Raw genomic sequence first — 26,929 nt, forward strand, 5'->3', positions numbered from 1 at the left:
GAAGATGCCGGGTTCACCACGGGGGAGCCCGGCACCTTCGTATGCGTACTCAGCCGTGCGTATTCGTCTCGTGAAGCGGGTCGCCTAAATGCCCTGCCAGTCCGGCTTGTTGGCGTACGTGTGCCGGAAGTAGTCGGCGAGCTTCAGCTTGGACGCGGCGCCCTCGTCCACGACGACCGTGGCATGCGGATGCAACTGGAGCGCCGACGCCGGGCACACCGCGGCCACGGGTCCCTCGACGGTCGCCGCCACGGCATCGGCCTTGCCCTCACCCGTGGCGAGCAGCACCAGATGCCGTGCCTCCAGAATCGTCCCGATCCCCTGGGTGATCACGTGATGCGGCACCTGCTCGATGTCGCCCTCGAAGAACCGCGCGTTGTCCACCCGTGTCTGCTCGGTCAGGGTCTTGATCCGTGTACGCGAGGCGAGCGACGAGCAGGGCTCGTTGAACCCGATGTGCCCGTCGGTCCCGATCCCGAGGAGCTGGAGATCGACCCCGCCGGCCTCGGCGAGCGCCTTGTCGTACGCCTCGCACGCGGCCCGCACGTCCTCGGCGGTCCCGTCGGGCCCCATGAACGAGTCGACGTTCAGCCCCAACGGCTCCAGCACCTCGCGCCGCAACACCGACCGGTACGACTCGGGATGCTCGGCCGGCAGTCCCACGTACTCGTCGAGCTGCGCGACCCGTGCCCGTGAGGCGTCCACGGCACCGGAACCCACCTTCGCGGCCAGCGCCTCGTAGATGGGCAGCGGCGTCGAACCGGTGGCCACGCCGAGCAGCGCGTCGGGCTTGTGCCGGAGCAGCTCCGCCATGGCCTCGGCAATGAGCTCGCCACCCGCCTTGGCGTCCGAAACGATGACAACTTCCACGCTGGGCCTGCCGTTCTGAAAGGTGAAGGGGACACAACCGAACATGTGGTATAGACCAATCTAGCAGAACGGCTCTTCCTGGTCGCCCCTCAGCCGCCCCTCACCCGCACCCCGCGCCCCCGCGAAGGTCACGGAAACCCGCTGATCCCCATAACCGGCACCCCCTTCCCATTTGCCTAGCGGTCGCTACAGAAAAACTGTAGGACACGATGCGGGCATTTCTCTAGCACCCGCTATACAATTCACTCCATGGTGAGCAGCCACGACATCAAGGACGCGGCAGGCCCGGCCTCGAAGCCTCGCGGCCGCCCCCGCTCATTCGACCGCGAGACCGCGTTGGAGAAGGCGATCCTCGCCTTCTGGGAGCACGGGTACGAGGCGACCTCCGTCTCGGACCTCACCCAGGTCATGGGCATCGGCGCCCCCAGCCTCTACGCCGCCTTCGGCGACAAGCGCTCGCTCTTCGACGAGGTCGTGCGCGAGTACGGCGAGAGGTACAGCTCGTTCGGCGACCGCGCCCTCGCCGAGGAGCCGACGGCCCGAGCCGCGGTCGAGCGGATGCTGCGCGAGGCCGCGGCCGAGTACACCGAGCCGGGCCGCCCGCACGGCTGCCTGGTCATCCACGCGGCCACCAACTGCACCACCCCGGAGGTGGGGGAGTCCCTCCGTGAGCGGCGCAATGCGGACATCGCCGCCATCGAGAGCCGCATAAGGGCCGGTGTCGCCGCGGGTGAGCTGCCCGCGGACTTCGACGCGGCAGCCCTGGCCCGGCATACCGGGGCCATGATCCAGGGCATGTCCCAGCAGGCCCGCGACGGCGCCACCAAGCGGGAACTGGAGGCGCTCGCCGAACTCGCCATGCGAATCTGGCCCCGCTCGTGAACCGCTCGGGGATAGGCTGCGTGGTGGATGTAGGACGCGAGTTGTTGGATAAAGAGACAACAACAAACATCCGCCAACGCATGGACAGTCGAGAGTGGTCTAGTCCACAATCGTACAAAGCTTGAGAATGCAACTTGATGATCAAGCCGTCCGAATGACCAAGCCTCCGTCTTCCCCGCACAGGAAGACGGACCGAGGAGCCGGCGCTCTCTGCCCTGACTGCACCGGATCCTCATCCTTCGGCCGAACGGGACCGCACACCCCGCGGCCGATGTTGCTCCGGGCTGCGGTGCCGGGAGGGTTGAGGGTCCCTCTCAGGCGCCGCGGCCCGCGGGTGTTTCCGGGCCCGTGCGGGTGGCCGATTTCGGAGCATGTCGCACCCGGCGGGTACGCTCGCACACGTGCCCTCCATGAACGACCTCGTCCGCCAGCACACCGCCCTCGGTGACTCCGACCTCGAGTGGCTGCACCTGCTGGTCTCGGAGTGGCAGCTGCTCTCCGACCTCTCCTTCGCGGACCTGGTCCTGTGGGTTCCCACCCGCGACGGCACCCGCTATGTCTCGGTCGCCCAGATGAGGCCCAACACCGGCCCCACCTCGTACCAGGACGACATGGTCGGCCACCTCGTCCCGCGCGGCCGCCGCCCGATGCTGGACGCGGCCCTGGACGAGGGCCGGATCGTGCGCGAGGGCGACCCGGAGTGGCGCGAGGAGGTTCCCGTCCGGGTCGAGTCGATCCCCGTGCGCAGGGAGGGGCGCGTCCTGGGCGTCATCGCCCGCAACACCAATCTCCTCACCGTGCGCACGCCCTCGCGGCTGGAACTCACCTATCTGCAGAGCGCGTCCGACCTCGCCCAGATGATCGCGGCGGGCTCCTTCCCGTTCCCCGACCAGCAGGTCGACATGGACGCCTCGCCGCGGGTGGGCGACGGCCTGATCCGGCTGGACGCGGAGGGCATCGTCCAGTACGCGTCACCGAACGCGCTGTCGGCGTACCACCGTCTCGGCCTCGCCGCCGACCTGGTCGGCCACCACCTCGGCAAGACCACGGCCGAACTCGCCCCTTCCCGGGGTCCGGTGGACGAGGCGCTGTCCAAGGTCGCCAGCGGCTGGGCGCCCCGCGAGTTCGAGATCGAGAGCGCCGACGGTGTGATCCAGCTGCGCGCGATCCCGCTCAAACCCAAGGGCACCCGGGTGGGTTCGCTCGTACTCCTGCGTGACGTGACCGAACTGCGGCGCCGCGAGCGCGAGTTGATCACCAAGGACGCGACCATCCGGGAGATCCACCACCGGGTGAAGAACAACCTCCAGACGGTCGCGGCCCTGCTCCGCCTCCAGGCCCGCCGCATCGAGTCGGACCGGGGCCGCGAGGCCCTCGAAGAGGCCGTGCGCCGAGTCGGATCGATCGCCATCGTGCACGAGACGCTCTCCCAGAACCTGGACGAGCGCGTGGAGTTCGACGAGATCGCCGACCGGGTGCTCGCCATGGTGGCCGAGATCTCTCCGGGCAAGGTCGTCGGCCGGCGCACCGGACGCTTCGGCATACTCGACGCCGAGGTCGCGACCCCGCTCTCCATGGTCCTCACGGAGATCCTGCAGAACGCGCTGGAGCACGGCTTCCGGGAGGGCGACCGCGGCACGGTCGAGGTGTCCGCGGTCCGCGGCGGCAGCACCAAGGAGGCCCGCCTCCTGGTCACCGTCCAGGACGACGGCGTCGGTCTGCCCGAAGGCTTCGACCCGCAACGCTCGGGCAACCTGGGCCTGCAGATCGTACGGACGCTGGTGGAGGGGGAGTTGGGCGGCACCTTCGACATGGTCCGCGCTCCTGAGCGCGGGACGCAGGTCGTCCTGGACATTCCGGTGGTGCCCCACAAGTGACACACAGGCAATCCGCACCATTACTTCACGCGCACGCTGCGTAATCATCACGGGTCGCAGGGAGCGGCCGGCGGTCGCCGGGCACCCCACGAAGACGCAGCCGCAAACAGCAATGAGCCCCGGACCGTTTTCCGGTCCGGGGCTCATCGTGTTTGTTGCTATCTGCGCATCGGGGGTACTGCGCGCTGCGGCTCGGGGGCGGGATATGCGTACTCGCTGTACGCGCCGCCAAGCTCAGGGCCGTGTGGGGTGGGTTGTCAGGCGGATGCCTGGCGGGCCCGGTTGCGGGCGGCGCGGCGCTTCATGGCGCGGCGCTCGTCCTCGCTGAGACCACCCCAGACGCCGGAGTCCTGGCCGGACTCGAGCGCCCACTGCAGACACTGCTCCATGACGGGGCAGCGACGACAGACGGCCTTGGCTTCCTCGATCTGCAGCAGCGCAGGACCGGTGTTGCCGATGGGGAAGAAGAGCTCGGGGTCTTCCTCGCGGCAAACGGCGTTGTGACGCCAGTCCATGGCTGCTACCTCTCCTTGGTATTACATGCACGTTGCTTGTGAATGTGAACGCTTTCACGAATCCCTCAACAAGTGAAGGGCCGACTACCAGACGGACTGGTGTGGTCCTGTGAATTGAGGAGGGGTTCCGGCGCTCTGTGGGGGCGATGTTGCGGCCCGTCCCGAGCGCCACAAAGAGACTCGCAAACCTCAGCGGCGGATACAACCCCTACCGGAAAGTTTTTTTTGATTCCTCGGTGTCGACTAGGTCACAGCCGTACTTCCATGGGGTGGATCCTGGCCTAAACGTTCGAGTGGAAGGACTTTAGCCCGTTCCGCTCACACAATCACACGCAGTGCACGACGAACGCCTGTGAACGTCACGCTCGTACGCAGCCCTAGGTGGTCGCCGTCCATCTGGAGGGGGAGTGGGACCTTCGAATGCAAGGTGAAGTCGGTCAGGTCGTGCAGGGACACCGCGTGCTTCCCGTGGGGTCCGCGTTCGGGGGACGAAGTGAGCAACTGGGTGCCATACCGGGCAACAGCGGGCGTCGACATGCGGCTGAGACCGAGTACATCGAGCCCGGTATCGAACGAGGCCTTAGGTGACGCGTACACCGGGCGATTGCCCAGATACGTCCACGGAGAGGTGTTGCAGACTATCGACAGCACCAAATCGGTCACCGGGTCCGCGCCCGGCCGATCCAGTGTGATCGTGCCGTGGCGGCGGTGGGTCTCCCCGAAGAACTGGCGCATCGCCTGGCGCAGGTAGAGGGAGTGCGTGGAACGCTTGCCGCGCTCGCGGTGCTGTTCGACGCGGCCGACCACACCGGCGTCGAAGCCGAGACCCGCGTTGAAGGTGAACCAGCGGGCGGGGACGCCTTCGTCCTCACTGCCCGGGGTGCCCGCGGCGAGGCCGAGGCCCACCGTGCGCTGCCGGCCCTCGCGCAACGCGTCGAGGAGGGCGCCGGTGGCCTCCACGGGCTCGTTCGGCAGGCCGAGGGCGCGCGCGAAGACATTGGTGGAGCCGCCGGGGACGACGGCGAGGCCGGGCAGCCGGTCAGGGTCGGGGCCGCCGTGCAGCAGACCGTTCACGACCTCGTTGACCGTGCCGTCGCCGCCGAGGGCCACGACCAGTTCTATGTCCTTGCTCTCCGCGGCCTGCCGGCCGAGGTCCCTGGCGTGCCCGCGGTACTCGGTGGTGACCGCTTCGAGCTTCATCTCGCTCGCCAGTGCGTGGATCAAGACGTCACGCGTGCGCGCGCTTGTGGTGGTTGCCGCCGGATTGACCACGAGAAGTGCACGCATGCGATGCAGCGTACCTACCGCGTGGTACTCGGCCCATACCGAGGTATGGATCAGGTGTGAGGGGCGCCACGCAGTGGGTTTCCCGGGGTGCCCGGGGCCGTTGGCGGGTATGGGGCGAGGGCTACTCTTCAGGGGTGAGCTCTGAGCAGAAACCGACCCCGGACACCGCCCCTGGCACCTCCGACGCCGAACCCCGTCCCACGCGGCTGACCGTCGCGGCGGCGCTCGCAGCGCTGGAGGGGCTCGCTCTTGTCGCCGGTGGCGCCTACATGCTGGTGATGGGTCTCACGGGGCACCCGGACGACCGCAGCCAGGCCGTCACCGGAGGCGTGACGCTGATCGTGCTCGCGCTGCTTCCGCTGCTGGCCGCGCGTGGGCTGTTGTTGCGGCGCGGCTGGAGCCGGGGGCCGGCGATCATCACGCAGATCATGGCGCTGCCCGTCGCGTACAACCTGCTTCAGGCCGACAGTCTCGCCATTCCCGGGGGGATCGCCCTCGCGGTGGTGGCCGTTGCGGCGCTGGTGCTGATCGTGAATCCGGAGACGACCAGGGCCCTGGGGATCACCGGGCCGGGTGGGGTACGGGAGTCGAAGTAGTCCGGGGTACGCGTGGGGCGTACGACCGAGGGCGTACCCGCTGGGGTGTGCATCGGGTGTTGTACTGCCGGGGTGTGCTTGAGGGCGTTGTGCTGAGGGTGAACTGAGTGTGCGGGTCCGCTGTGGCTGATCGCGCGGTTCCCCGCGCCCCTCGAAAGCGATGCGTCCCCCGTGCCCCTGGGGAGACGCAGTTGCCCGTGTCGCCGAAAACCCCGTAGTTGCCCGCGCCCCTGCCTCAGGGGCGCGGTCTGTTACTCCTCCACCAGCAGCTTCTCCCGCAGCTGGGCCAGGGTGCGGGCCAGCAGGCGGGAGACGTGCATCTGGGAGATGCCCACCTCCTGGGCGATCTGGGACTGGGTCATGTTGGCGAAGAAGCGAAGGAGGAGGATCCGCTTCTCGCGCGGTGGGAGGTCCTCAAGGAGGGGCTTGAGGGACTCGCGGTACTCGACACCCTCCAGGGCCTCGTCGTACGAGCCCAGGGTGTCCGCGACCGCCGGGGACTCGTCGTCCGTGTCGGGGACGTCCAGGGACAGCGTGGAGTACGCGTTGGCCGACTCCAGGCCCTCCAGGACCTCCTCCTCCGAGATGCCCAGCTTCTCGGCCAGCTCGTGGACCGTGGGCGAGCGGCCGTGCCGCTGTGAGAGCTCCGCGGTCGCCGTGGTGAGCGCGAGCCGCAGTTCCTGCAGCCGGCGCGGCACCCGCACCGCCCAGCCCTTGTCGCGGAAGTGCCGCTTGATCTCGCCGACCACCGTCGGAGTCGCGTACGTCGAGAACTCGACGCCGCGCTCCGGGTCGAAACGGTCGACCGACTTGATCAGGCCGATGGTGGCGACCTGCGTGAGGTCGTCCAGCGGCTCACCGCGGTTGCGGAAGCGGCGCGCGAGGTGCTCCACGAGCGGCAGGTGCATCCGGACCAGCCGGTTGCGCAACTCCGCGTACTCGGGACTGGCGACATCCAGCTTGCGCAGCTCGATGAACCTGGCCCGCGCCGCGCTGCGGTCGTGGGGGTCGCGCTGCGTCCCCGACGCGCCGCTGTCGGCATTTCGTTCGTGCTCGTGCTGCTCGCTCATGATCCCGCCCGTCACCCGCCGCCGCCCTTCCGAGGACGTCCCCCCAGACTCCGTCCGGGGGGACGTCCGCTGCGCGGCAACGTCTGGATCCTGTCGCCCGTCACTGTCGGAGAGCGCCTCGCGCCCGTCCTTGTCGACCGGCTCTTCCCGCTGAGGCGCTTCGGCCGCCGAGGAGGCGTCGTCCTCCGGATGCGGCCGGGCCTGCTGCTCGGGGATGCCGTCGACACCTTCCGCCAGAGGCCGCGGCCCGGTCGGGCCGCTCTCGCCCTCGCCGGGAAGCTCCCGTGTGCCGCGCTCTTCGTCCCGCACCGGCCCGTCCCCGTTCCTCACGCCGGCCCGGGTCCCGCGCCGCGCTGTTTGTAGAGGCTGATCGAAACGGTTTTGTCGTCGGCCACCGAGGAGGACACCTTGCCGGCGAGGGCCGACAGCACGGTCCAGGCGAAGGTGTCCCGCGCGGGGGCATGGCCGTCGGTGGTCGGGGCCGAGACGGTCACCTCGAGCGAGTCGTCGATCAGGCGGAAGACACAGCTGAGCACGGAGCCCGGCACCGCCTGTTGCAACAGGATCGCGCATGCCTCGTCCACGGCGATGCGCAAGTCCTCGATCTCGTCGAGGGTGAAGTCCAAACGCGCCGCGAGGCCGGCTGTGGCCGTGCGCAGCACCGACAGGTAGGCACCCGCAGCCGGCAGCCGGACTTCCACGAAGTCCTGGGTCGCGGGCTCGCCTGCGATCTGGGACACCCTCACCTCCAAGGTGGTACAAGCTCTTTCGGGGGCCGAGGGTCGCCCCCCGGGGTAACGCGCAACGTGGTTCAGCGGTGACGCTATCGCGCTCTCAGGTTTCCTGTCCTCGGGACCCCAACCCCGTGCTGTCACTCATAGTAAACCTACGGATACGCACAGTGGCTAGGGGTCTGCGGGCCCAATTGGGAAGAGCGCGCGCCGGGTTGACGTACCCAACGGTCAGAGGGTCGAACCGTCCGGATCCCTCGTCACACGAGTACGTGGTCGACGAAGCACCAGCGCCAGTTCTCTCCGGGCTCGAACGTGCGCATGATCGGGTGTCCCGTCTCCTTGAAGTGCGCCGTGGCGTGCCGCAGCGGCGACGAGTCGCAGCAGCCCACGTCTCCGCAGCTGAGACACAGTCGCAACTGCACGGGGTGCGAGCCGGCCGCCAGACACCCCAGGCAGGTCTCGCTCAGTGGCTCGGGTTCTGGATGCGGCAGCGCGTCGGCGTGCGTGCACTGTTTCATGATTGCCAGATTACGTCGGGCGTGCGGGAATCCGCGCCGAAACGAAGGCGGGCCGAATCCGATGCATGTGATGCCCCTCCTCCTGCTGGTCGCGGGCAGCGCCGTGATCGCCGGCGCGGCCCGCCGTACCCCGGTGCCCGCGCCGCTGCTGCTGGTCACCGCGGGCCTGGTCGTCTCGTACCTGCCCGGGGTCCCCGAATACACCCTCGACCCCGACGTGGTGCTTCCGCTGGTGCTGCCCCCGCTGCTCTACACGGCGGCCACGGACAGCTCGTACCTCGATCTGCGGGCGCAACTCAGGCCGGTCGCGCTGCTGTCGGTCGGGTACGTGCTCTTCGCGACGTTCGTCGTCGGCTGGGCCGCCTACATGATCGTGCCGGACCTGTCGCTGACGGCCGCGCTGGTGCTCGGCGCGGTCGTGGCGCCGCCGGACGCGGTGGCGGCGACGGCGGTGGCACGCCGGGTCGGACTGCCCTCCAGGGTCACCACGATCCTGCAAGGAGAGTCCCTGGTGAACGACGCGACCGCGATCACCGCCTACCGGGTGGCGCTCGCCGCCGTCGTCGGAGAGGGCGCGACCTGGGCGGGCGGCATCGGAGAGTTCCTGCTCGCGGCGATCGGCGGTGTCGGGATCGGAGTCGTCCTGATGGTGCCGCTCCACTGGCTGCGTACGCACCTGACGGAGGCGCTGCTCCAGAACTCCCTGTCGCTGCTGATCCCGTTCTTCGCGTACGCGGTCGCCGAGCAGGTGCACGCCTCCGGAGTGCTCGCCGTGGTCGTCGTCGCGCTCTACCTGGGGCACCGCAACTGGGAGGTCGACTTCGCGACCCGGCTCCAGGAGGAGGCGGTGTGGAAGATGGTCGCGTTCATCCTGGAGTCGGCGGTCTTCGCACTGATCGGCCTGCAGCTCCCGATCGTCCTCAAGGGCCTCGACGAGTACGAGGGAGCGAGCGCCGCCTGGTACGCGGTGGCCGTCTTCCTGGTCGTCGTCGTGTCCCGCTTCGTGTGGGTGTATCCCGCGACCTTCCTGCCGCGCATGCTGTCCAAGCGGATCCGGGAACGGGAGGACGACCCCTCCTGGAAGGGTCCGTTCATCATCAGCTGGGCCGGGATGAGAGGTGTGGTCTCGCTCGCCATCGCCTTCTCGATCCCGCTCACCGCGGAGGGCGGCGAGGAGTTCCCGGGCCGCAATCTGATCCTCTTCCTGACCTTCACGACGGTGATCGGCACGCTGGTGGTGCAGGGGCTGACACTGCCCCCGCTGGTCCGGCTGCTGAAACTGCCCGAGCGGGACCGGCAGGCCGAGACGCTCGCGGAGGCGAACGCCCAGGCGCAGGCGTCCCGGACCGCTGAGCGCCGCCTGGACGAGCTCCTCGACGACGAGCGCAACGCGCTGCCGCCTCCGCTGGCCGACCGGCTCCGCACGGTCCTGGAACGCCGCCGCAACGCCGTGTGGGAGCGGCTCGGGACGGTGAACCCCGTGACCGGGGAGACCGTCGACGACACGTACCGGCGGCTGTCGCGCGAGATGATCGGCGCCGAGCGGGAGATGTTCGTGAGGCTCCGGGACGGCCGTTACATCGACGACGAGATGCTCCGGACGCTGCTGCGACGCCTGGACCTGGAGGAGGCGGCGGCCTTCCGCGAGGCGACCTAGGCCCTGGAACAGGTCTGGAACCGGTCGGCGGCCCGGGGGTGGGGGCTGCCGGTGACGACCGCCGCGACCGTCGTCCCGCGCGCGAACGCGCCTTCCTCGACGAGGGCGACAAGTCCGTACAGCAACTTGGCGACATAGAGACGCTCCACGGGCAGACCGTGGCGCTGCTCGAAGTCGGCGGCGAACGCGTCGAGTTCGGGTGGTGTACGGGCGTAACCGCCGAAGTGGAAGCGGTCGTCGAGCGACCAGTCGCCGCGCGGGCCGCCGAAGGCCTCGCCCTGGAGCGTACGTATCTCGGCGTCGAGGAAGCCGCCCTTGAGCACGGGGACGCCGAGAGCGCGCCGGCCCGGGCCGAGGCCGGCGGCCAGGCCCGCGAAGGTGCCGCCCGTGCCGCAGGCGACCGCGGCCACGTCGACACCGCCGTGGTCCCGCAGCTCCTCGCCGAGGGCGCGGCAGCCCAGGACGGCGAGGGAGTTGCTGCCGCCCTCCGGGATCACGTACGCGTCCTCGGCGGCGCACGCGCGAAGGAGCGCGGCCAGCGTCTTCGGCTCGCTCTTGCGGCGGTACGTCGATCTGTCGACGAAGTGGAACCGCATGCCGTCGGCCGCGCACTGGGCCAGGGACGGGTTGAGCGGGCGGTCGGCGAGCTCCTGGCCGCGGACCACGCCGACGGTGGGCAGGCCCAGGAGGCGGCCCGCGGCGGCGGTGGCCCGCAGATGGTTCGAGTACGCGCCGCCGAAGGTGAGGACCGTGCGGCCCGCCGCCGCCCGCAGGTTCGGGGCCAGCTTGCGCCACTTGTTGCCGACCAGCTCCGGGTGGATCAGATCGTCCCGCTTGAGCAGCAGCCGGACGCCGCGCCGCGCGAACCGCTCGTCCACGGCCTCCCGCACCGGGGACGGCAGCCGTGGCCGCAGGGCGCCGAGGCCGAGCGCTTCGGGGCTCTCGGGTGTCTCGGAGGGCTCGGGGCTGATCACCCACCCATTGTCGGACACGTGTCCGAGCGGGGCAGAGTCACGGTGGCACCGGCGGCGCGGGCCCGCCACGCAGGCGCTACTTCAGTCGTTCGTGGATGCGATCCCGCATGGCCGCCATCGTGAAACCACGGGGGTCGATCTTGCCCGGCTGCCATTCGAGGTGGCCGATGACCGAGCGTGCCGTCCAGCCGTGGTGGCGGCAGACCGCCGCCGCGGCGCGCTCGATGGCGTCGAGCTGGGCCTCGGGCCAGGGGTCCTCGCCGTCGCCGAGGTTCTCGCACTCGAAGCCGTAGAAGTGGCGGTTGCCGTCGGTGTTCGCCTCGTTGTCCGGCGGGAGGGCCTTCTCCGCGATGACCGCGCGCAGGACGTCGTCGTCGCCCAGGCCCGCGTGGTTGGAACGGCCGTAGCCGACGAGGTGGACTCTGCCGTCCTTGGTGATGACACCGTGGCACAACGGGCCGGGCAGGCCGCTGTAGCCGTCGCGGCAGATCTCGACCGTGCGCTGACTGCCCGATGTCACCGTGTGGTGGATCATCACGCCGTGGACCGGGCCCCACGGGCCCTTGTGATTGCGGTTGTGATGTTCCCAGTCGCCGACCTCGACGACCGTGAGCCCTTCCGCCTTGAGCCGGCTGAGAAAGCTGCCCGCGGACATGGGTGGGGCCATGACCGCCTCCTTACAGGCCGCGACGGCCACCCGACGCGGCCGTCTCGTACCGCTGCTTGTACCCGGATCTCCTCGGTCGGAGCCACTTCTTCGCACGGCGTGCGAGCCGATCCGGTCAGGCGGGGCAGCGGTACGCGCGGACCGCCTCAGGCGCGCAGAAAGCCGTCCCCGTGCGTCGCGATGTGGCTCTCCACGGCCTGGAGGGCCTGCTGCGTGGCCTCCGGAGAGCCGCTGCCGCGCCGCTCCGCGAGGTAGGCCGCGCCCAGGCTCTTCAGCAGATCGCTGCCCGCCCGCTGTGCCTGGACGTCGTCGAGCTTCTGCTTGCCCTGCGTGAGGCCGCGCTGTGCTTGTTCCTTGGCGCGGTCCAGGAAGCCTGCCATTGCCGTCTCCTCATCATCGTTCGTCGTCATTCGTCCGTTTCGCCGGTTCAACGGGCGGCCCGATCTTGAAGTTCCCGATCGGGAAGTGATCGCGAAGTGATCGGTGAGCGATCCGTGAGCGATCGGGGAGATCCACGTCGCCGGGCCGGCCGGTCGCCAGGACCGGCCGGCCCGGACGGGGCCCTCCGTTATGCCCTGCTTTCGAAGATCCATTCCCGCTCGTTCGTGTAATAGCACCGGCACGGTCCGTGATGAAAGTGTTCTCGGCGCAGCTCATTGCACGATGGGGAGGGCAATTTCATGTCGGTAGGCGAAGAGATCCGCGCGGACCAGGACCAGCCGCAGAAGAGTCTCGGCACATCCGCGGCGCGGAACCTGGCCACGACCACCAAGTCCGCGCCACAGATGCAGGAGATCAGCTCACGATGGCTGCTGCGCATGCTGCCGTGGGTGAACGTGCAGGGCGGCACATACCGCGTGAACCGCAGGCTCAGCTACTCGGTGGGCGACGGTCGCGTGACGTTCGTGAAGACGGGTGACCGCGTCCAGGTCATCCCCGCGGAGCTCGGCGAACTGCCGGCACTGCGCACCTATGAGGACCCGGAGGTGCTCGCCGAGCTCGCACAGCGTTGCCAGCAGCGGGAGTTCGACCCGGGCGACGTGCTCGCCTCCTTCGGCAGCCAGGCCGACGAGGTGTTCCTGCTCGCACACGGCAAGGTCGAGAAGATCGGCACGGGTCCGTACGGGGACGACGCGGTCCTGGGCGTCCTCGCCGACGGCGCCTACTTCGGCGAGCAGGCGATCACCGACCCGGAGGCGATCTGGGAGTACACGGCCCGCGCGGTCACGGCCTGCACGGTCCTCGCGCTGCCCCGCCAGGACCTCGACCAGATCGCCGAGCGCTCTGAATCCCTGCGCGAGCACCTTCAGCAACTGCGCGCGATTCCGACACAGCGCGCCAACAACTACGGCGAGAAGGAGATCGACCTCGCCGCCGGCCACACCGGGGAGCAGGCCATCCCGGGGACGTACGTCGACTACGACGCGGCACCGCGCGAGTACGAACTCAGCGTCGCCCAGACCGTACTGCGCATCCACACGCGCGTGGCCGACCTCTACAACCAGCCGATGAACCAGACCGAGCAGCAGTTGCGGCTCACGGTCGAGGCGCTGAAGGAGCGCCAGGAGCACGAGCTCATCAACAACCGGGAGTTCGGGCTGCTCAACAACTGCGAGTACGACCAGCGGCTGCAGCCGCACGACGGCGTACCCAGCCCGGACGACCTGGACGAGCTGCTCACCAGGCGGCGCGGCACCAAACTGCTGCTCGCCCACCCGCGCGCGATCTCGGCGTTCGGCCGCGAGCTCAACAAGAGGGGTCTCGTCCCGGAGACCGTCGACATGGGTGGCAACCGCATTCCCACCTGGCGCGGTGTGCCGATGTTCCCGTGCAACAAGATCCCGGTCACCGAGGCCCGCACGACCTCGATCATCGCCATGCGTACGGGCGAGGCCGACCAGGGCGTCATCGGGCTCCAGCAGGCCGGCATCCCGGACGAGATCGAGCCGAGCCTGTCCGTGCGGTTCATGGGCATCAGCGAGCAGGCGATCATGTCGTACCTGGTGACGACGTACTACTCGGCCGCGGTCCTGGTGCCCGACGCGCTCGGGGTCCTGGAGAACGTCGAGATCGGCCGCTGGAGGTGACGTCCCGCACGGCGCGCGCCGTGTCCCCGTCCGCCGGTGCGGGGGGACCGAAGGGGTACGCGCCCGTCGCCGGCGGAACCGCCACCGTTCACGCACTCCGCGAGGCGGATCCATGGGTGAGCTCATGACGGAGACGCAACAGAGCCCGCTGCCGGCCGTGGAAGGACCGGAAGCGCGGGGAGGACCGGTGCCGGGTGGCGTGCCCGGCGGGCGACGCGGTTCGCCCGACGGACAGGAGGCCGCCGGGATCCTGGAGCGGTCCCGGGCGTCGGTCGACCCCGAACTGCGCCGCGTCATCGAGTCGTTGCCCGGCCCGTTGCGTCGTATCGCGCTCTACCACTTCGGGTGGGAGCACGCGGACGGCAGCCCGGCGGCGGGGAACGCGGGCAAGGCGATCCGGCCGGCGCTCGTGCTGACCGCGGTCCGGGCGCTCGGCGGACAGCAGGAGACGGCCGTACGGGCGGCCGCCGCGGTGGAGCTGGTGCACAACTTCACCCTGCTGCACGACGACGTGATGGACCGGGACACCACCCGCAGGCACCGGCCCACCGCGTGGGCCGTGTTCGGCGACGCCGACGCGGTCCTGGCCGGGGACTCCTTGCAGGCGCTGGCCCACCGGCTGCTCGCCGAGGATCCGCATCCGGCGTCCTCGGCGGCGGCCGCGCGGCTCGCGAGCTGTGTCGTCGAACTGTGCGCGGGCCAGCACACGGACACCGCGATGGAGCGCCGCGGTCCCGACGACGTCACGCTCGACGAGGTGCTCGCCATGGCCGAGGCCAAGACGGGGGCGCTGCTCGGCTGCGCGTGCGCGCTCGGGGCGCTGTACGCGGGGGCCGGGGAGGAGGACGTCGACGCCCTCGACGCGTTCGGGCGCGAGGCCGGCCTCGCCTTCCAGCTCATCGACGACGTGATCGGTATCTGGGGGGACCCGAGCCGCACCGGCAAGCCGGCCGGGGCGGATCTGATGGCCCGCAAGAAGTCCCTCCCGGTCGTCGCCGCGCTCGCCTCGGGCACACCGGCCGCGGCCGAACTGGCCGAGTTGTACCGGGTTCCGTACCGCGACGGCGATCTGGAGCGTACGGTCCTCGCCGTCGAGCGGGCGGGTGGCCGTGACTGGGCCCAGGTCCAGGCCGCCGACCGGATGGCCAGGGCCCTGCAGCACCTGTCCCGGGCCGTCCCGGATCCGGAGGCGGCGGGAGGGCTTCTGTCGCTGGCGGAGTTCGTGACGCGGCGGAGCACATGAGGCGGCGGAGCGCGTGAGTTCGGGCCGCCGATGGGGGTGACGAGTGGGACGCGTGAGACGGGTGCGACGAGTGAAGGGTGACCGAAGGGCGGCGCATATGTAGAGATCAGGTGGCCGATGCCGTGCGGTGCCCGCGGGGACGCGGCAGCCGAAGCCGCACGGCGTCGGGGGACAGGGGAACGGGGAGGCAGGGAGGGGCAGGGGGAACAAGGGGCGAGGACGGTCGAGGAAGGCCGGGGGCCGGCGAGGGCAGAGGAAGACTGAGGGGGACGTGCGGGGGCGGGGCGGGAAGGCACTGCCCGGGTGGGACGGCTCGGCTGGGCGCGGTGGATGAGGCTGCGCGGCGGGTGGGCTGTCGGTGCCTGGAGGTGGGGGATGGGGTCCCGATCCGGCTTGGCCGGGCCTGACTCGGCTCGACTGGTCCCAACCCAACCCAACCCAACCCGACTCAGCTCGACCTAACCTGGCTCATCCGGGCCCGGCTCGGCTCAACCGGGCTCAACTCGGCTTGGCCGAGCCCGATCCGGCTGGACCGAGCCCGATCCGGCTCGGTACGGCGGGGAGTGGTACCGCCTGTTCGGCCCTGCCCGGTCGGTCTGGCTCAGCCCGACTCGGCGCGGTCTGCCGGGCCGGGCGGTACGCGACCGTTCCCAGCCCAGCCCAGCCCAGCCCAGCCCAGCCCAGCTGAGCTAGGCCCAGCTGAGCCCGGCTCGCTCCCAGCTCGCCCCGCTTTCGGTCCGGGCCGCCTCCACACCGCCCGTCTAGGGCCCGTCTACGGTCCGCCTCCACTCTCACTTCACTTCCGCCACTCCACCCTGAGCGGTACGGCGTTCGTCGGCCGTAATGGGTACGAGACTCCGGAGCTCTCTTCGCCGCGCGGTGCCTGACAACGCGGTGAGGCGGAGGGGCTCCGGTTCTGGCGGGCCCCGCGCATCCCCACGGTGTGCGGGGCCCGTCGCCTTCCGCCGAAGTGATCGCCTAGGCTGCAACGGCCGAGTGGGCATGGGCGGTTGAGCCATAAGGGGCGGGCTATGGGTGTGGCGATCCGCAGAGCGGGCGAGAACGACCGGGAGGCCGTGACACGGCTGCTCGACGAGGCCTTCCAGAACGACCCGGTGAGCAGCTGGGTCTTTCCCGACGCGGAACACCGGCGGCTCAGGCATCCGTTGCTGATGGGCGCCTTCTTCGACGCCGTGCTCGCCGAGGGGTACGTGGACGTCACGGAGGATGGTTCGGCCTGTGCGCTGTGGCTGTCCGTGCCCGCGGAGCCCGCCGAGGAGGACGACGAGGACGGGCCCGCCCAGATGCGCGAGGAAGTCGACCCCGAGAACGAACGGGTCGAGCTGATAGGCCGGTTGACCGCCGGGATCCACCCGGAGGGGCGGGCCCACGAGTACCTCTGGATGATCGGCGTCGCGCCGGGCCGGCAAGGGGAGGGGCTCGGTGCCGCGCTTGTCCGGCATGTGCTGGACCGGTGTGATGGTGAAGGTGTGGCCGCGTATCTGGAGGCGAGCAGTGCGCGCAGCCGGGGGCTCTATGAGCGGCTCGGGTTCGAGTTCACGGGGAACGCGCTCGAACTTCCGGCCGGGCCGTTGATGTGGCCCATGTGGCGCGAACCGCTCGGTTAGCCGGGCGGTTCACGGAACGGCCGATCGTTCCGCGAACCGAACCGCGAGAGGGCTGTTCGTAGTCTGCGGGCCGGTGAAGGCCGGCCGCGCAGTCCCCCGCGCCCTGATGGGGCGCCCCCGTGCGCTCAGTCGTCCCGCTCCGGCACGATCGTCGCGACGATCCGTTCCACCAGCCCGTCCGGGACGGTCACTCCCGGCAGCACGCCCTCCAGGACGCCCGGCAGGGTCAGGTGTTCGAGGATCAGACCGAGCATGGCGAGGTACAGGACCGTCACCGTCTCGTCGCCGCCGGGGAGGCCTGCCCCGCGGTGGAACTCCATGCCGTGTTCGAGGTCGGCGCGGATCGTCTTCGTGTAGGAGGCGCGGAGTTCGGGGCGGCGGGTGGCTTCCAGCCGCATCTCCAGCAGGGCCAGATAGCCCGTGCGGTCGCGCTGGGCGCGGGCCATGAGGTCGTGCATGAACGCCGTGACCAGGGTGCGGTCCTTGGGGGCCTTCATGAGCTCGGCCAGGACCTCGGGGTCCGGGGCGAGGCGTTGGTGGAGGCGGGCGTCGATCTGGCGGAGCAGGTCGTCGCGGCCGCCGAAGTAGTTCGAGGCCGTGCCCACCGGCACCTTGGCCTCGCCGTCCACCGCGCGGAACGTCAGCCCGCGTGCCCCCTCGCGCGCCAGCACCTCCACACCGGCGTCGACCAGGGCGGCCCTGCGCTCCGGATTGCTCGCCATGCGGAATCCCCTCTCCTGCTTGAGTCCCGTACGGGGGATCCTCGGAAATCCTCTTGCAACCACTACAGATGGAGCACTATGAATGGAGTGGTTCACGCATCCTACGGAAAGAGACCGGCTTGCGAAAGCTCACGTATTTCATCGCCTGCTCGATCGACGGCTTCATCGGCGACCCGAGCGGCGACGCACAGATGATGGTGGAGATGGTCGACGAGGAGTTCTTCGACTTCCTCAAGACCGAATACCCGGAGACGCTGCCGACCCACGGCCGTCGGGCGACGGGCACGGACCACCTGGCGAACCAGAAGTACGACACGATCATCCAGGGCCGCGCCAGCTACGACATCGCGCTGGAGATCGGCGTCACCAGCCCGTACGCCCACATGCGCGAGTACGTCGCCTCGCGCAGCCTGAAGGAGTCGCCCGACCCGCACGTCGAGATCATCTCCGACGACCTGGTCGGCAAGGTCCGTGAGCTCAAGGCGGAGGACGGCGATCTCGGTATCTATCTGTGCGGCGGCTCCCGGCTCGCGGGGGAACTGGTCGACGAGATCGACGAGCTCGTCGTCAAGACGTATCCGATCGTGCTGGGCTCCGGCATGCCGATGTTCGGCTCCGGGTTCGCCGTCGGCGAGTTCACGCTCGGCGAGGTGCGCACGTTCAAGAACGGGGCGGTCGTGCGGACGTACAGCAGGAAGCGCTGATTCCGGCGCGGGTTCGTCGCCCGCCTGTCGGGGCGCGAGCTCCCGCAATACCCTGGGGACATGACCAGCGATGAGTACGTCTGTCCGGTCTGCAAGCAGGCCGTGGACACGGTCGTTCGTCGGCACAAGACCCTCGGGGTCTTCGTGCCCCTGTGGGGCGCGGGCCCCTGCCAGAACCCCCAGTGCGCGGAGTACGAGGAGGGGGAGGCCGACAAGGCCGAGTCGGAGCGCGTCCTCGCGAGCGAGCCCGGGCCGCCCGAGGCACCGCAGGCGGTCGCCGGCCCGGCGGCTGCGGACCAGGCGTCCGTGGAGCGGGATTCCTGAGTGCGACGGCCCGCGAGAAACCGCAGGAAAAATTTTCCGCGCCCTTGTAGAGAACCGCGGCCCGGCTCCGACGTCCCCTGTGAGAGCCGCCCACCGCGGGCGGCCCCCAACCGAAGGAGCGGACTCATGAAGTACCTCGTGATGATCCAGGGCACGCAGGCGGACTACGCGGCGCAGAGCGGCAAGGGCTCCGCCGACGCGCCCGTCTGGACCGAGAAGGACGTCCAGACCATGTACGCGCACATGGGCGCGATCAACAACGACCTCGCCGAGACCGGGGAGATCGTCGACGCCAACGGTCTGACGGAGCCCGCGAAGGCCCGGTTCGTCGAGCGGGGCCCGGACGGGAAGCCCGTGATCACCGACGGACCGTACAGCGAGACCAAGGAAGTGCTCGCCGGGTACTGGGTCCTGGACTGCGCCAGCCTGGAGCGGGTCACGGAGATCGCCGCCCGCGTGCTTGAGTGCCCCGTCCCCGAGGGCACGAAGCAGTACCCGCTGGTCATCCGCCCGATTCCCGACTTCGACGGCGGCGGGGACGTGTGAGCCGTCCCCCGAGACGCCCCTCGGGACGTACGACCGAGATCGAGGACCTGCTGCGCCGCAACGCGCCGCAGGTCCTCGGCGCGCTCGTGCGCCGGTACGGGCACTTCGACGCCGCCGAGGACGCCGTGCAGGAGGCGCTTCTTGCGGCGGCCGGGCAGTGGCCGGAGGCCGGGGTGCCCGACAATCCGCGCGGCTGGCTGATCAAGGTCGCCTCGCGGCGGCTCACGGACGTGCTGCGCAGCGAGGAGGCACGGCGGCTGCGCGAGGAGCGGGCGGCGGCGCTCACTCCGCGCGACGCGTTCACGGCGCCGCCGCCCGGCGCGGACCGTGCGCCGTCCGAGGACGACACGCTCACACTCCTCTTCCTCTGCTGCCACCCCGAACTGCCCCAGCCCGCGCGGATCGCGCTCACGCTGCGGGCGGTCGGCGGTCTGACGACGGCCGAGATCGCCCGGGCGCATCTGATGCCCGAGGCGTCCATGGCGCAGCGGATCAGCCGGGCCAAGCAGAAGGTGAAGGGCACGAGCTTCGGCCGCCCCGAGAACTGGGAGGAGCGGCTGCCTGCGGTCCTGCACGTCCTGTACCTGATCTTCAACGAGGGGTACACGGCCACCTCCGGCGCGGCGCTCCAGCGGGCCGAACTCGCGGGTGAGGCCATCCGGTTGACCCGTACGGTGCACGCGCTGCTGCCCGCCCACTGCGAGGTGACGGGCCTGCTGGCGCTCATGCTCCTCACCGACGCCCGCCGTGCCGCGCGCACCGGGCCGCACGGCGAACTGGTGCCGCTCGACGAGCAGGACCGCGCGCTGTGGGACAAGGCCGCGATCGACGAGGGCGTGGCACTCGTGACGCAGGCGCTGGCCCAACCGCGGCTGGGCCCCTACCAGTTGAGGGCCGCGATCGCCGCCGTCCACGACGAGGCGGCCTCGCCCGACGACACCGACTGGCTGGAGATCCTCGGCCTCTACGACATCCTCGTGCGCCTGGTCCCCGGTCCCGTGGAGCGCCTCAACCGCGCGGTGGCCGTCGCGATGGCCCATGGCCCGGAGGCTGGTCTCACCGAACTCGACTCACTGGAAGGCGAGTTGTCGACGGGCCACCGCCTCGACGCGGTCCGCGCCCATCTCCTGGAACGGGCCGGTGACACCGAGGCCGCCCGCACCGCCTACGAGTCGGCCGCCGCCAAGACCCTCAGCCGCCCGGAACAGCGCTACCTCCGGGCGCGCGCGTCCCGCCTGGAAACCTGAAGCGCGCCGCTGCCCTCAGGACGCCCTGGCCCTCAGGACGGGGGCTCGGGGGCCCGGACGCGTGTGGGCCGCGTGTACATCTTCGCCACGCAGGCCGGGATCGCCGCCCCCGCGTCGTGCGGCCGGGCCCGGTACGCGCTCGGCGACTCGCCCACCAGCTCGGTGAAGCGGGAGCTGAACGACCCCAGAGACGTACACCCCACCGCGATGCAGACCTCCGTGACGGTCAGATCACCGCGCCGCAGCAGCGCCTTCGCACGCTCGATGCGCCGCGTCATGAGATAGCCGTACGGAGTCTCGCCGAAGGCCGCCCGGAAGCTGCGCTGGAAGTGGCCCGCCGACATCAGCGCCGTACGCGCGAGCGCAGGCACGTCCAGCGGCTCGGCGTACTCACGGTCCATCCGGTCGCGCGCCTTGCGCAGCCGGACCAGATCCTCCGTGTTCATGCTCCTCAGCATGCCACGGCCCACCGACAGTGGGCCCACCGACAGAGGAACGCGGAAGGGGCCCGGCCAAGGTATTGGCCGGGCCCCTCCACCGCGAAAACGGAAGGCGTTGGGTCACGCCTTCTTGGTCTCCCAGAAGATCTTGTCGATCTGGGCGATGTAGTCCAGCGCCTTCTGGCCCGTGGCCGGGTCGGTCGAGCCCTTGGCGGCCGAGAGGGCCTTGAGGGCGTCGTTGACCAGCTGGTGCAGCTCCGGGTACTTCTCGAAGTGCGGGGGCTTGAAGTAGTCGCTCCAGAGCACCGAGACGTGGTGCTTGGCGAGCTCGGCGCGCTGCTCCTTGATGACGGTGGCGCGGGCCTGGAAGTGCGGGTCGTCGTTGGCGGCCATCTTTTCCTGCACGGCCTTCACCGACTCCGCCTCGATGCGGGCCTGGGCCGGGTCGTACACACCGCAGGGCAGGTCGCAGTGTGCGCTGACCTTGACCTTGGGGGCAAACAGGCGGGAGAGCATTGAGCTGTCCTTCCTCGTGATCGTCTTCTCAGGTGGGACATTACTCCGTGAGGGACGGGTTTTCGCGAGTGCCCCCATGGGCTTAGGACAAAAGTCCAGGGTGAGACTGGGACTCGTGGAGGATAGGACCGGGGAGGTGCCGGTGATGCCGGAGCTGTCGCAGGAGACCGAGCGTGGAAGGGCCGCCCTGCCCTTCGGTACGGCCGAGGTGACGGGACCGTCCATGGTGCCCACGCTGCAGCACGGGGACCTCCTCGTCGTGCAGTACGGGGCCCGGGTCAGGCCCGGTGACGTGGTCGTACTGCGTCATCCGTTCCAGCAGGACCTGCTGGTCGTCAAGCGCGCGGCCGAGCGGCGCGAGGGAGGCTGGTGGGTGCTCGGCGACAACGCGTACGCGGGTGGGGACAGTACCGACTACGGGACCGTGCCCGAGGAGCTCGTCCTCGGGAAGGTGCGGTTCCGGTACCGGCCGCCGAAGAAGGGTCAGCGCTCGCCGTTCGCGGTCGCGCGCTGGGTGCTGTCGGCCGCCAGGCCGGTGCTCTCCGACCGGTCCGCCTCCAGGCGTTTGCGGGCCCGGTAGGCGGCGACGTTCGCCCGGGTCGCGCAGCGGTCCGAGCAGTAGCGCCGGGAGCGGTTCGTCGAGGTGTCGAGGTAGGCGTTGCGGCACGGTGCTGCCTCGCACAGGCCCAGGCGGTCCACGCCGTACTCGGTGAGGTGGAAGGCCAGGCCCATCGCGGCGGTCGCGGCGTACCCCGCGGTCGCGTTCGACGGGTGGTCCGCCAGGTGCATGTGCCACAGCGGGCGGCCGTCGTCGTCCCTGAAGTCGTGGCCGGAGATCTGCGGGCTCACCGGGAACTCCAGGAGCAGTGAGTTCAACAGGTCCACGGCGAGGGTCTCGTCGCCGCCGTCGGCCGCCTCGAAGACCGCGCGCAGGCGGGCCCGTACGCCGCGGAAGCGGGTCACGTCCGAGTCCGTGGCGCGGCGGGCCGCCGACGAGTTGCCGCCGAAGAGGTCGCGGACGGCCTCGACCGAGGTGAGCGCGTCCTTGCCCCGGGCCGGTTCCTCGCTGTTGACGAGTCGCACGGCGTGATCCGAGTAATAGGCCAGTTCCACTTGTAGTCCTTACGGAGGCACTCTATCGTCGTGGTGCGGACAGGTAATGGCTAATTGCACTTCCAGGGTATTACAACCTGGAGGGGAGAGGGGTATCCATGACGACCGACATCGGAGCCGACTGGACAGCCTGGCAGGAGAGCTGGGACCGGCAGCAGGAGTGGTACATGCCGGACCGTGAGGAGCGCTTCCGGGTCATGCTCGACATGGTCGAGGCCCTCGTGGGCCCCGAGCCACGCGTCCTGGACCTCGCGTGCGGTACGGGGAGTATCACGGCCCGTCTCTTCGAGAGGTTCCCGAAGGCGGTCAGCGCCGGCGTCGACCTCGACCCCGCGCTCCTGACCATCGCCCGGGGGACCTTCGAGGGCGACGACCGGGTCACCTTCGTCACGGCCGACCTCAAGGACCCCGACTGGCCGGCGAAGCTGCCGTACGACTCGTACGACGCCGTCCTCACGGCCACCGCCCTCCACTGGCTGCACAGCGAACCCCTCGCGGTCCTCTACGGTCAGGTCGCGGGACTCGTCCGTGACGGTGGGGTGTTCATGAACGCGGACCACATGATCGACGAGACGACTCCTCGGATCAACGCGGCGGATCGTGCGCAGCGGCATGCGCGCATGGACGAGGCCAAGGCCGCGGGTGTTCTCGACTGGGCCGAGTGGTGGCAGCTCGCCGGTCAGGATCCCGTGCTCGCCGAGCCCACGGCTCGGCGCTTCGAGATCTATGGCGAGCATGCGGATGGTGACACTCCGTCCGCGGAGTGGCATGCGCGGACGCTGCGCGAGAAGGGGTTCGCGGAGGCCCGGTCGGTCTGGCGGTCGCCGTCGGACGGGCTGGTGCTGGCCCTGAAGTAGCGGGTTTTCTCGCCCCCGCCGCCCCTACCCTCCCCCACTCTCGGCTTCGCTCGAGCGGGGGGACCCCCATCGTCCCTTACTCAGGGGCTCCGCCCCCGAACCCCCGTATCGCGCTGCCGCGCTCGTCCTCAAACGCCGGACGGGCTGAGTGGGTGGGCGGGGCTGATGGGGGTGGGTGGGACATCCGCGTGAACGGCCTTGTGCTCAAGTGCCGGACGGGCTGGGTGGGTGGTGGCCGGCCGGGGTCGGTGGGGAATCGGCCTGAACGGCCTCGTCCTCGAACGTCGGACAGGCTGGGTGGGCGGGGCTGACGGGGCTGGGTGGGGAATCGGCCCGAACTGCCTTGTCCTCAAACGCCGGACAGGCTGAAAATGAGCGCCGTGCGGGCTGAAAGGTGAGTTCCAGGCGGGCTGAAAGGCGGGGCGCGGGCTCGCTTTTCAGGGGCGCGGGGAACTGCGCGATCAGCCCCACCCGGCCGGCCCGCAGGCGTCGATCCGGTCTGGCGGCGGTCGCGCGGCCGCGGTACGCGAAGGGGCGGTACGGATGATCCGTGCCGCCCCTCGAACGTCTGCCGAACCGCCGGAGGCTAAAGCACCTTCGACAGGAACGACTGGGTCCGTTCCTGCTGCGGGTTGGTCAGCACGTCGCGTGGGTTGCCGGACTCGACCACCACGCCCTCGTCCATGAAGACCAGCGAGTCGCCGACCTCACGGGCGAAGCCCATCTCGTGGGTGACGACGATCATCGTCATGCCGGACTCGGCGAGGTCGCGCATGACGTCGAGGACGTCGCCGACGAGCTCCGGGTCGAGGGCCGAGGTCGGCTCGTCGAAGAGCATCAGCTTCGGGTCCATCGCCAACGCCCGGGCGATGGCTACCCGCTGCTGCTGGCCGCCGGAGAGCTGCGAGGGGTAGTTGCCCGCCTTGTCGGCGAGACCGACCCGCTCAAGGAGCTGCGCCGCGCGCTCCCGCGCCTGCGCCTTCGTGACGCCCTTGACCTGGATCGGCGCCTCCATGACGTTCTCCATGGCCGTCATGTGCGGGAACAGGTTGAAGCGCTGGAACACCATGCCGATGTCCCGCCGCTTCAGCGCGACCTCGCTGTCCTTGAGCTCGTACAGCTTGTCGCCCTTCTGGCGGTAGCCGACCAGCTCCCCGTCCACGTACAGGCGCCCGGCGTTGACCTTCTCCAGGTGGTTGATGCACCGCAGGAACGTCGACTTGCCGGAGCCGGAGGGGCCGATGAGGCAGAAGACCTCGCTGGGCTTCACTTCGAGGTCGATGCCCTTGAGGACCTCGACCGGGCCGAACGACTTGTGGACGCCCTCGGCCTTCACCATCGGTGCACCGGAGTCCACCTTGGTCACGTTGGCGGTCATGCGCTTGCTCCTCCGCCCGAGCGGTTGGACAGGGACAGCATGTTCGCCCTGATCTTCTGGAACGGCGTGGCAGGCAGCGAACGGCTCGAACCACGGGCGTAGTACCGCTCGACGTAGTACTGCCCGACGCTGAGCACCGAGGTCAGGACGAGGTACCAGGCGGCGGCCAGGAAGTACATCTCCACCGGTGCGCCCGAGGACTGGCCGATGTCCTGGGCGTATCTGAAGAGTTCGGCGAACTGGACCACCGACACCAGCGAGGTCGTCTTCAGCATGTTGATGACCTCGTTGCCCGTGGGGGGCACGATCACGCGCATCGCCTGCGGGATCACGATCCGCCGCAGGGTCTTGCTGTGGCTCATGCCCAGGGCGTGCGAGGCCTCGGTCTGGCCCTCGTCGACCGACAGGAGACCCGCGCGGCAGATCTCCGCCATGTACGCGGCCTCGTTCAGGCCGAGTCCCAGGAGCGCCGTCAGCAGCGGCGTCATGAAGCTCGACCAGTAGTCCTTGTAGATCGGACCGAGGTTGATGTACTGGAAGACCAGGCCCAGGTTGAACCAGACGACGAGCTGCACCAGGACCGGGGTGCCGCGGAAGAACCAGATGTAGAACCACGCGATCGACGAGGTCACCGGGTTCTTCGACAGGCGCATCACCGCGAGCAGGATGCCGCCCGCGATGCCGATCACCATCGAGAGGACGGTGAGCAGCATCGTCTGGCCGACGCCCCTGAGGATGCGGTCGTCGAGGAAGTAGTCCGGTACGGCGCCCCAGTTGATCTGGCCCTGGGCGAACGCGTAGATGATCGAGACGAAGATCGCGATCGCGATGACGGCCGAGACGTACCGCCCGTAGTGACGGACCGGAATGGCCTTGATGGCCTCCGGTCCGCCCGGGGGAGTGTCCGCGGGGCCGGCCGTCTTGTCGATGTCAACAGTCACGGATGTTGCCTTTCAGCGCCGCTGGGAACGCGGTCACTTGCCACCGTTGAGGGTGGCTTCCTTGACGGCGCCCGCGTCGACGCCCCACTTCGCGATGATCTTGTCGTACTCGCCGTTCTTGATGATCGCGTCGAGTGCGGCCTTGAGGGCGTCCCGCAGCTCGGTGTTCGACTTGGCGATCGCGATGCCGTACGGAGCGGCCTCGACCTGCTCGCCGACGACCTCGAAGTCCTTGCCGCCGCCCGAGGTCTTCGCCGCGTACGCCGCGACGGGGAAGTCCGAGGAACCGGCGTCGGCGCCACCGGCGCGCAGCCGGGTCTGGGCCTGCTGGTCGTTGTCGAAGGCCTCGATGGAGAGCTTCTTGCCGGCCGGGCACTTCTTGGCCTGGTCCTTGGCGAGGTCGTTGGAGACGGTGTTGCGCTGCACCACGATCTTCTTGCCGCAGAGGTCGTCCCAGCTCTTGATGCCCTGGTCGTCGCCCTGCTTGGTGTAGATCGAGACGCCCGCGGTGAAGTAGTCGAGGAAGTCGACGCCCTCGCCGACCTTCTTGCCGGTGTCGGCGTCGATGCCCTCCTGGCGGTCCTTGGTGTCCGTCATCGCCGACATCGCGATGTCGTACCGCTTGGAGCGCAGGCCGGTGAGCAGGGTGTCGAACGTGCCGTTCTCGAACTCGAACTTCACGCCGAGCTGCTTGCCCATGGCGTCGGCGAGGTCGGGGTCGATGCCCACGGTCTTGCCGGCGTCGTCCTTGAACTCGACGGGCGCGTACGCGATGTCCGAGCCGACCTTGATGACGCCCTTGTCGCGGACGGCCTTGGGCAGCTTGTCGGCGAGCGGGGCCGCGCTGGTGTCCGCGGACTCCGAGCTGCCGCTGTCCTTGTCCTTGGTCTGGTCACCGCAGCCGGTGAGCAGCAGGGCGCCTGCGACCGCGATCGCACCGACCGCGGCTATCCGGGACTGCGCTGCGGTCGTACGACGGGTGGAGCTTGCGGTCATGGTGGGTTCCTCCGGCGGGTGGGTGGAGTTGCCGATGGGTCGGCAGTAGCCGATGGGTCGACGAGAACACACACCTTCGGGTGTCGCGACCTCGTGTGATTACGGCATCTTGCCATTCGGACTCGCGCCTTCAGGGTGCCCGCCATGTCAAAATCGGATAACGGGTGACCCCCGAACCGGACCGAGTCGGTCCGTCGAAGCCGGATCTTGTGCGGAAAATCCCCCATCATGACCGGAAGATCTTCGGTGTACTGGGCGAAACGGGCGACCGTTTCTTCGCAAACGCGATGCTTCGGAGCGCATCGGTGGATTGTTCGCGAAATGGGCGCGTTCGGCGCATTCGGTCATGAGTCATGTCACCGGTATGTGACCTTCACTCTCCGGTATCCGGCCTGCATTCGGCCTGTATCCCGGTCGCGATCCTCCGATATGCGACCTTCCGCCGTCGGCGTGTGACCTTCGCTCCATGGACTCGTCTGCGATGCGGTCCGTCGGGTAAGAAGGTTCCTTACACCCCTCATCCGGGGCTCAGGGCGCGTG

At 69.6% G+C, this 26,929-nt stretch carries 29 protein-coding genes; 13 read left to right on the top strand and 16 right to left on the bottom strand.

The genetic code is table 11. From position 1 onward, the window contains the following. Positions 1-84: 84 nt before the first annotated feature. Entirely contained in the window at positions 85-870 is a 786-nt protein-coding gene (gene nagB, locus ACH4YP_RS08020; RefSeq protein ID WP_361066592.1) for a glucosamine-6-phosphate deaminase, read from the bottom strand. Between the two features lie 249 nt (positions 871-1,119). Here nagB and ACH4YP_RS08025 point away from each other — a divergent pair, with 249 nt between their 5' ends. Together ACH4YP_RS08025 and ACH4YP_RS08030 are read left to right on the top strand one after the other, a co-directional pair. Continuing rightward, positions 1,120-1,752, top strand: coding sequence for a TetR/AcrR family transcriptional regulator (locus tag ACH4YP_RS08025; protein WP_361066589.1), 633 nt, complete (start codon positions 1,120-1,122; stop codon positions 1,750-1,752). A 410-nt stretch (positions 1,753-2,162) separates the two neighbouring features. After that, complete coding sequence (locus ACH4YP_RS08030; RefSeq protein WP_361066617.1) at positions 2,163-3,629, top strand: PAS domain-containing sensor histidine kinase; 1,467 nt, start codon at positions 2,163-2,165, stop codon at positions 3,627-3,629. 257 nt (positions 3,630-3,886) lie between these two features. Here the strand turns inward: ACH4YP_RS08030 and ACH4YP_RS08035 are convergent, their stop codons facing one another. Together ACH4YP_RS08035 and ACH4YP_RS08040 are read right to left on the bottom strand one after the other, a co-directional pair. Next, positions 3,887-4,144, bottom strand: a complete 258-nt coding sequence (locus tag ACH4YP_RS08035; protein WP_016639615.1) for a WhiB family transcriptional regulator — start codon at positions 4,142-4,144, stop codon at positions 3,887-3,889. 318 nt (positions 4,145-4,462) lie between these two features. Beyond that, complete coding sequence (locus ACH4YP_RS08040; RefSeq protein ID WP_359950157.1) at positions 4,463-5,431, bottom strand: diacylglycerol kinase family protein; 969 nt, start codon at positions 5,429-5,431, stop codon at positions 4,463-4,465. A 134-nt stretch (positions 5,432-5,565) separates the two neighbouring features. Here ACH4YP_RS08040 and ACH4YP_RS08045 point away from each other — a divergent pair, with 134 nt between their 5' ends. After that, on the top strand, positions 5,566-6,027 hold the full coding sequence (locus ACH4YP_RS08045; RefSeq protein ID WP_398489845.1) for a hypothetical protein: 462 nt from the start codon (positions 5,566-5,568) through the stop codon (positions 6,025-6,027). 251 nt (positions 6,028-6,278) lie between these two features. On the opposite strand, the gene ACH4YP_RS08050 is transcribed toward ACH4YP_RS08045, so the two are convergent. The 3 genes from ACH4YP_RS08050 to ACH4YP_RS08060 all read right to left on the bottom strand — a co-directional run bounded on the left by ACH4YP_RS08050 (position 6,279) and on the right by ACH4YP_RS08060 (position 8,349). Then, on the bottom strand, positions 6,279-7,406 hold the full coding sequence (locus ACH4YP_RS08050) for a SigB/SigF/SigG family RNA polymerase sigma factor (protein ID WP_398489847.1): 1,128 nt from the start codon (positions 7,404-7,406) through the stop codon (positions 6,279-6,281). Between the two features lie 17 nt (positions 7,407-7,423). Continuing rightward, positions 7,424-7,837, bottom strand: a complete 414-nt coding sequence (locus tag ACH4YP_RS08055) for an anti-sigma regulatory factor (protein WP_055512819.1) — start codon at positions 7,835-7,837, stop codon at positions 7,424-7,426. A 251-nt stretch (positions 7,838-8,088) separates the two neighbouring features. Continuing rightward, on the bottom strand, positions 8,089-8,349 hold the full coding sequence (locus ACH4YP_RS08060) for a UBP-type zinc finger domain-containing protein (protein WP_398489848.1): 261 nt from the start codon (positions 8,347-8,349) through the stop codon (positions 8,089-8,091). A gap of 61 nt (positions 8,350-8,410) precedes the next feature. Between ACH4YP_RS08060 and ACH4YP_RS08065 the strand changes: the two genes are divergently transcribed. Next, the gene (locus ACH4YP_RS08065; RefSeq protein WP_398489850.1) at positions 8,411-10,006 is read left to right on the top strand and encodes a Na+/H+ antiporter; all 1,596 of its coding nucleotides are present in this window, start codon (positions 8,411-8,413) and stop codon (positions 10,004-10,006) included. Here ACH4YP_RS08065 and ACH4YP_RS08070 read toward each other — a convergent pair. The 3 genes from ACH4YP_RS08070 to ACH4YP_RS08080 form a co-directional block, all read right to left on the bottom strand. Beyond that, on the bottom strand, positions 10,003-10,980 hold the full coding sequence (locus ACH4YP_RS08070; protein WP_398489852.1) for a 1-aminocyclopropane-1-carboxylate deaminase/D-cysteine desulfhydrase: 978 nt from the start codon (positions 10,978-10,980) through the stop codon (positions 10,003-10,005). The genes ACH4YP_RS08065 and ACH4YP_RS08070 overlap by 4 nt on opposite strands. A 76-nt stretch (positions 10,981-11,056) precedes the next feature. Next, positions 11,057-11,647, bottom strand: a complete 591-nt coding sequence (locus ACH4YP_RS08075; protein WP_186001135.1) for an N-acetylmuramoyl-L-alanine amidase — start codon at positions 11,645-11,647, stop codon at positions 11,057-11,059. Between the two features lie 146 nt (positions 11,648-11,793). Beyond that, positions 11,794-12,027: a hypothetical protein gene (locus tag ACH4YP_RS08080; RefSeq protein ID WP_398489853.1), complete on the bottom strand. Its 234-nt coding sequence runs from the start codon at positions 12,025-12,027 to the stop codon at positions 11,794-11,796. Positions 12,028-12,327: 300 nt separating this feature from the next. Between ACH4YP_RS08080 and ACH4YP_RS08085 the strand changes: the two genes are divergently transcribed. From ACH4YP_RS08085 to ACH4YP_RS08095, 3 genes are all read left to right on the top strand, one after another. Further along, entirely contained in the window at positions 12,328-13,734 is a 1,407-nt protein-coding gene (locus ACH4YP_RS08085; protein ID WP_361066568.1) for a family 2B encapsulin nanocompartment shell protein, read from the top strand. A 112-nt stretch (positions 13,735-13,846) separates the two neighbouring features. Next, positions 13,847-14,977: a family 2 encapsulin nanocompartment cargo protein polyprenyl transferase gene (locus ACH4YP_RS08090; RefSeq protein WP_361066565.1), complete on the top strand. Its 1,131-nt coding sequence runs from the start codon at positions 13,847-13,849 to the stop codon at positions 14,975-14,977. Between the two features lie 1,031 nt (positions 14,978-16,008). After that, positions 16,009-16,605, top strand: a complete 597-nt coding sequence (locus ACH4YP_RS08095) for a GNAT family N-acetyltransferase (protein WP_398489855.1) — start codon at positions 16,009-16,011, stop codon at positions 16,603-16,605. Between the two features lie 125 nt (positions 16,606-16,730). Here the strand turns inward: ACH4YP_RS08095 and ACH4YP_RS08100 are convergent, their stop codons facing one another. Beyond that, entirely contained in the window at positions 16,731-17,327 is a 597-nt protein-coding gene (locus ACH4YP_RS08100; protein ID WP_361066559.1) for a TetR family transcriptional regulator, read from the bottom strand. A 119-nt stretch (positions 17,328-17,446) separates the two neighbouring features. Here ACH4YP_RS08100 and ACH4YP_RS08105 point away from each other — a divergent pair, with 119 nt between their 5' ends. From ACH4YP_RS08105 to ACH4YP_RS08120, 4 genes are all read left to right on the top strand, one after another. Beyond that, a complete protein-coding gene (locus tag ACH4YP_RS08105; RefSeq protein WP_361066556.1) occupies positions 17,447-18,031 on the top strand; it encodes a dihydrofolate reductase family protein in 585 nt (194 codons plus the stop codon). 60 nt (positions 18,032-18,091) lie between these two features. After that, positions 18,092-18,355: a hypothetical protein gene (locus ACH4YP_RS08110; protein ID WP_398489857.1), complete on the top strand. Its 264-nt coding sequence runs from the start codon at positions 18,092-18,094 to the stop codon at positions 18,353-18,355. A gap of 126 nt (positions 18,356-18,481) precedes the next feature. After that, the gene (locus ACH4YP_RS08115; RefSeq protein ID WP_398489859.1) at positions 18,482-18,901 is read left to right on the top strand and encodes a YciI family protein; all 420 of its coding nucleotides are present in this window, start codon (positions 18,482-18,484) and stop codon (positions 18,899-18,901) included. Then, positions 18,898-20,148 carry an RNA polymerase sigma factor gene (locus ACH4YP_RS08120; RefSeq protein WP_398489860.1) on the top strand — a complete coding sequence of 417 codons (1,251 nt, stop codon included), beginning with the start codon at positions 18,898-18,900 and terminating at the stop codon, positions 20,146-20,148. Before ACH4YP_RS08115 ends, ACH4YP_RS08120 begins: the two co-directional genes overlap by 4 nt. Before the next feature lie 32 nt (positions 20,149-20,180). Here the strand turns inward: ACH4YP_RS08120 and ACH4YP_RS08125 are convergent, their stop codons facing one another. Beyond that, entirely contained in the window at positions 20,181-20,594 is a 414-nt protein-coding gene (locus ACH4YP_RS08125) for a helix-turn-helix transcriptional regulator (protein ID WP_361066545.1), read from the bottom strand. A 114-nt stretch (positions 20,595-20,708) separates the two neighbouring features. Continuing rightward, on the bottom strand, positions 20,709-21,104 hold the full coding sequence (sodN, locus tag ACH4YP_RS08130) for a superoxide dismutase, Ni (RefSeq protein WP_007491258.1): 396 nt from the start codon (positions 21,102-21,104) through the stop codon (positions 20,709-20,711). A gap of 145 nt (positions 21,105-21,249) precedes the next feature. Between sodN and sodX the strand changes: the two genes are divergently transcribed. After that, a complete protein-coding gene (gene sodX, locus ACH4YP_RS08135; RefSeq protein WP_200395911.1) occupies positions 21,250-21,684 on the top strand; it encodes a nickel-type superoxide dismutase maturation protease in 435 nt (144 codons plus the stop codon). Here the strand turns inward: sodX and ACH4YP_RS08140 are convergent. Continuing rightward, positions 21,588-22,217 carry a CGNR zinc finger domain-containing protein gene (locus tag ACH4YP_RS08140; RefSeq protein ID WP_361066542.1) on the bottom strand — a complete coding sequence of 210 codons (630 nt, stop codon included), beginning with the start codon at positions 22,215-22,217 and terminating at the stop codon, positions 21,588-21,590. The genes sodX and ACH4YP_RS08140 overlap by 97 nt on opposite strands. Positions 22,218-22,315: 98 nt before the next feature. Between ACH4YP_RS08140 and ACH4YP_RS08145 the strand changes: the two genes are divergently transcribed. Continuing rightward, positions 22,316-23,074 (top strand): class I SAM-dependent methyltransferase, encoded by a 759-nt coding sequence (locus ACH4YP_RS08145; RefSeq protein WP_361066539.1) that lies wholly within the window; start codon positions 22,316-22,318, stop codon positions 23,072-23,074. A 586-nt stretch (positions 23,075-23,660) separates the two neighbouring features. Here ACH4YP_RS08145 and ACH4YP_RS08150 read toward each other — a convergent pair. The 3 genes from ACH4YP_RS08150 to ACH4YP_RS08160 are packed head-to-tail and all read right to left on the bottom strand — an operon-like array spanning position 23,661 to position 26,389. Next, complete coding sequence (locus ACH4YP_RS08150) at positions 23,661-24,452, bottom strand: amino acid ABC transporter ATP-binding protein (RefSeq protein WP_361068601.1); 792 nt, start codon at positions 24,450-24,452, stop codon at positions 23,661-23,663. Next, the gene (locus ACH4YP_RS08155; protein WP_398489862.1) at positions 24,449-25,393 is read right to left on the bottom strand and encodes an amino acid ABC transporter permease; all 945 of its coding nucleotides are present in this window, start codon (positions 25,391-25,393) and stop codon (positions 24,449-24,451) included. Before ACH4YP_RS08155 ends, ACH4YP_RS08150 begins: the two co-directional genes overlap by 4 nt. Positions 25,394-25,426: 33 nt before the next feature. Further along, a complete protein-coding gene (locus tag ACH4YP_RS08160) occupies positions 25,427-26,389 on the bottom strand; it encodes an ABC transporter substrate-binding protein (protein WP_361068597.1) in 963 nt (320 codons plus the stop codon). Between the last annotated feature and the right edge of the window lie 540 nt (positions 26,390-26,929).

Source organism: Streptomyces sp. NPDC020747, from assembly GCF_044334695.1.
Lineage (GTDB): Bacteria > Actinomycetota > Actinomycetes > Streptomycetales > Streptomycetaceae > Streptomyces.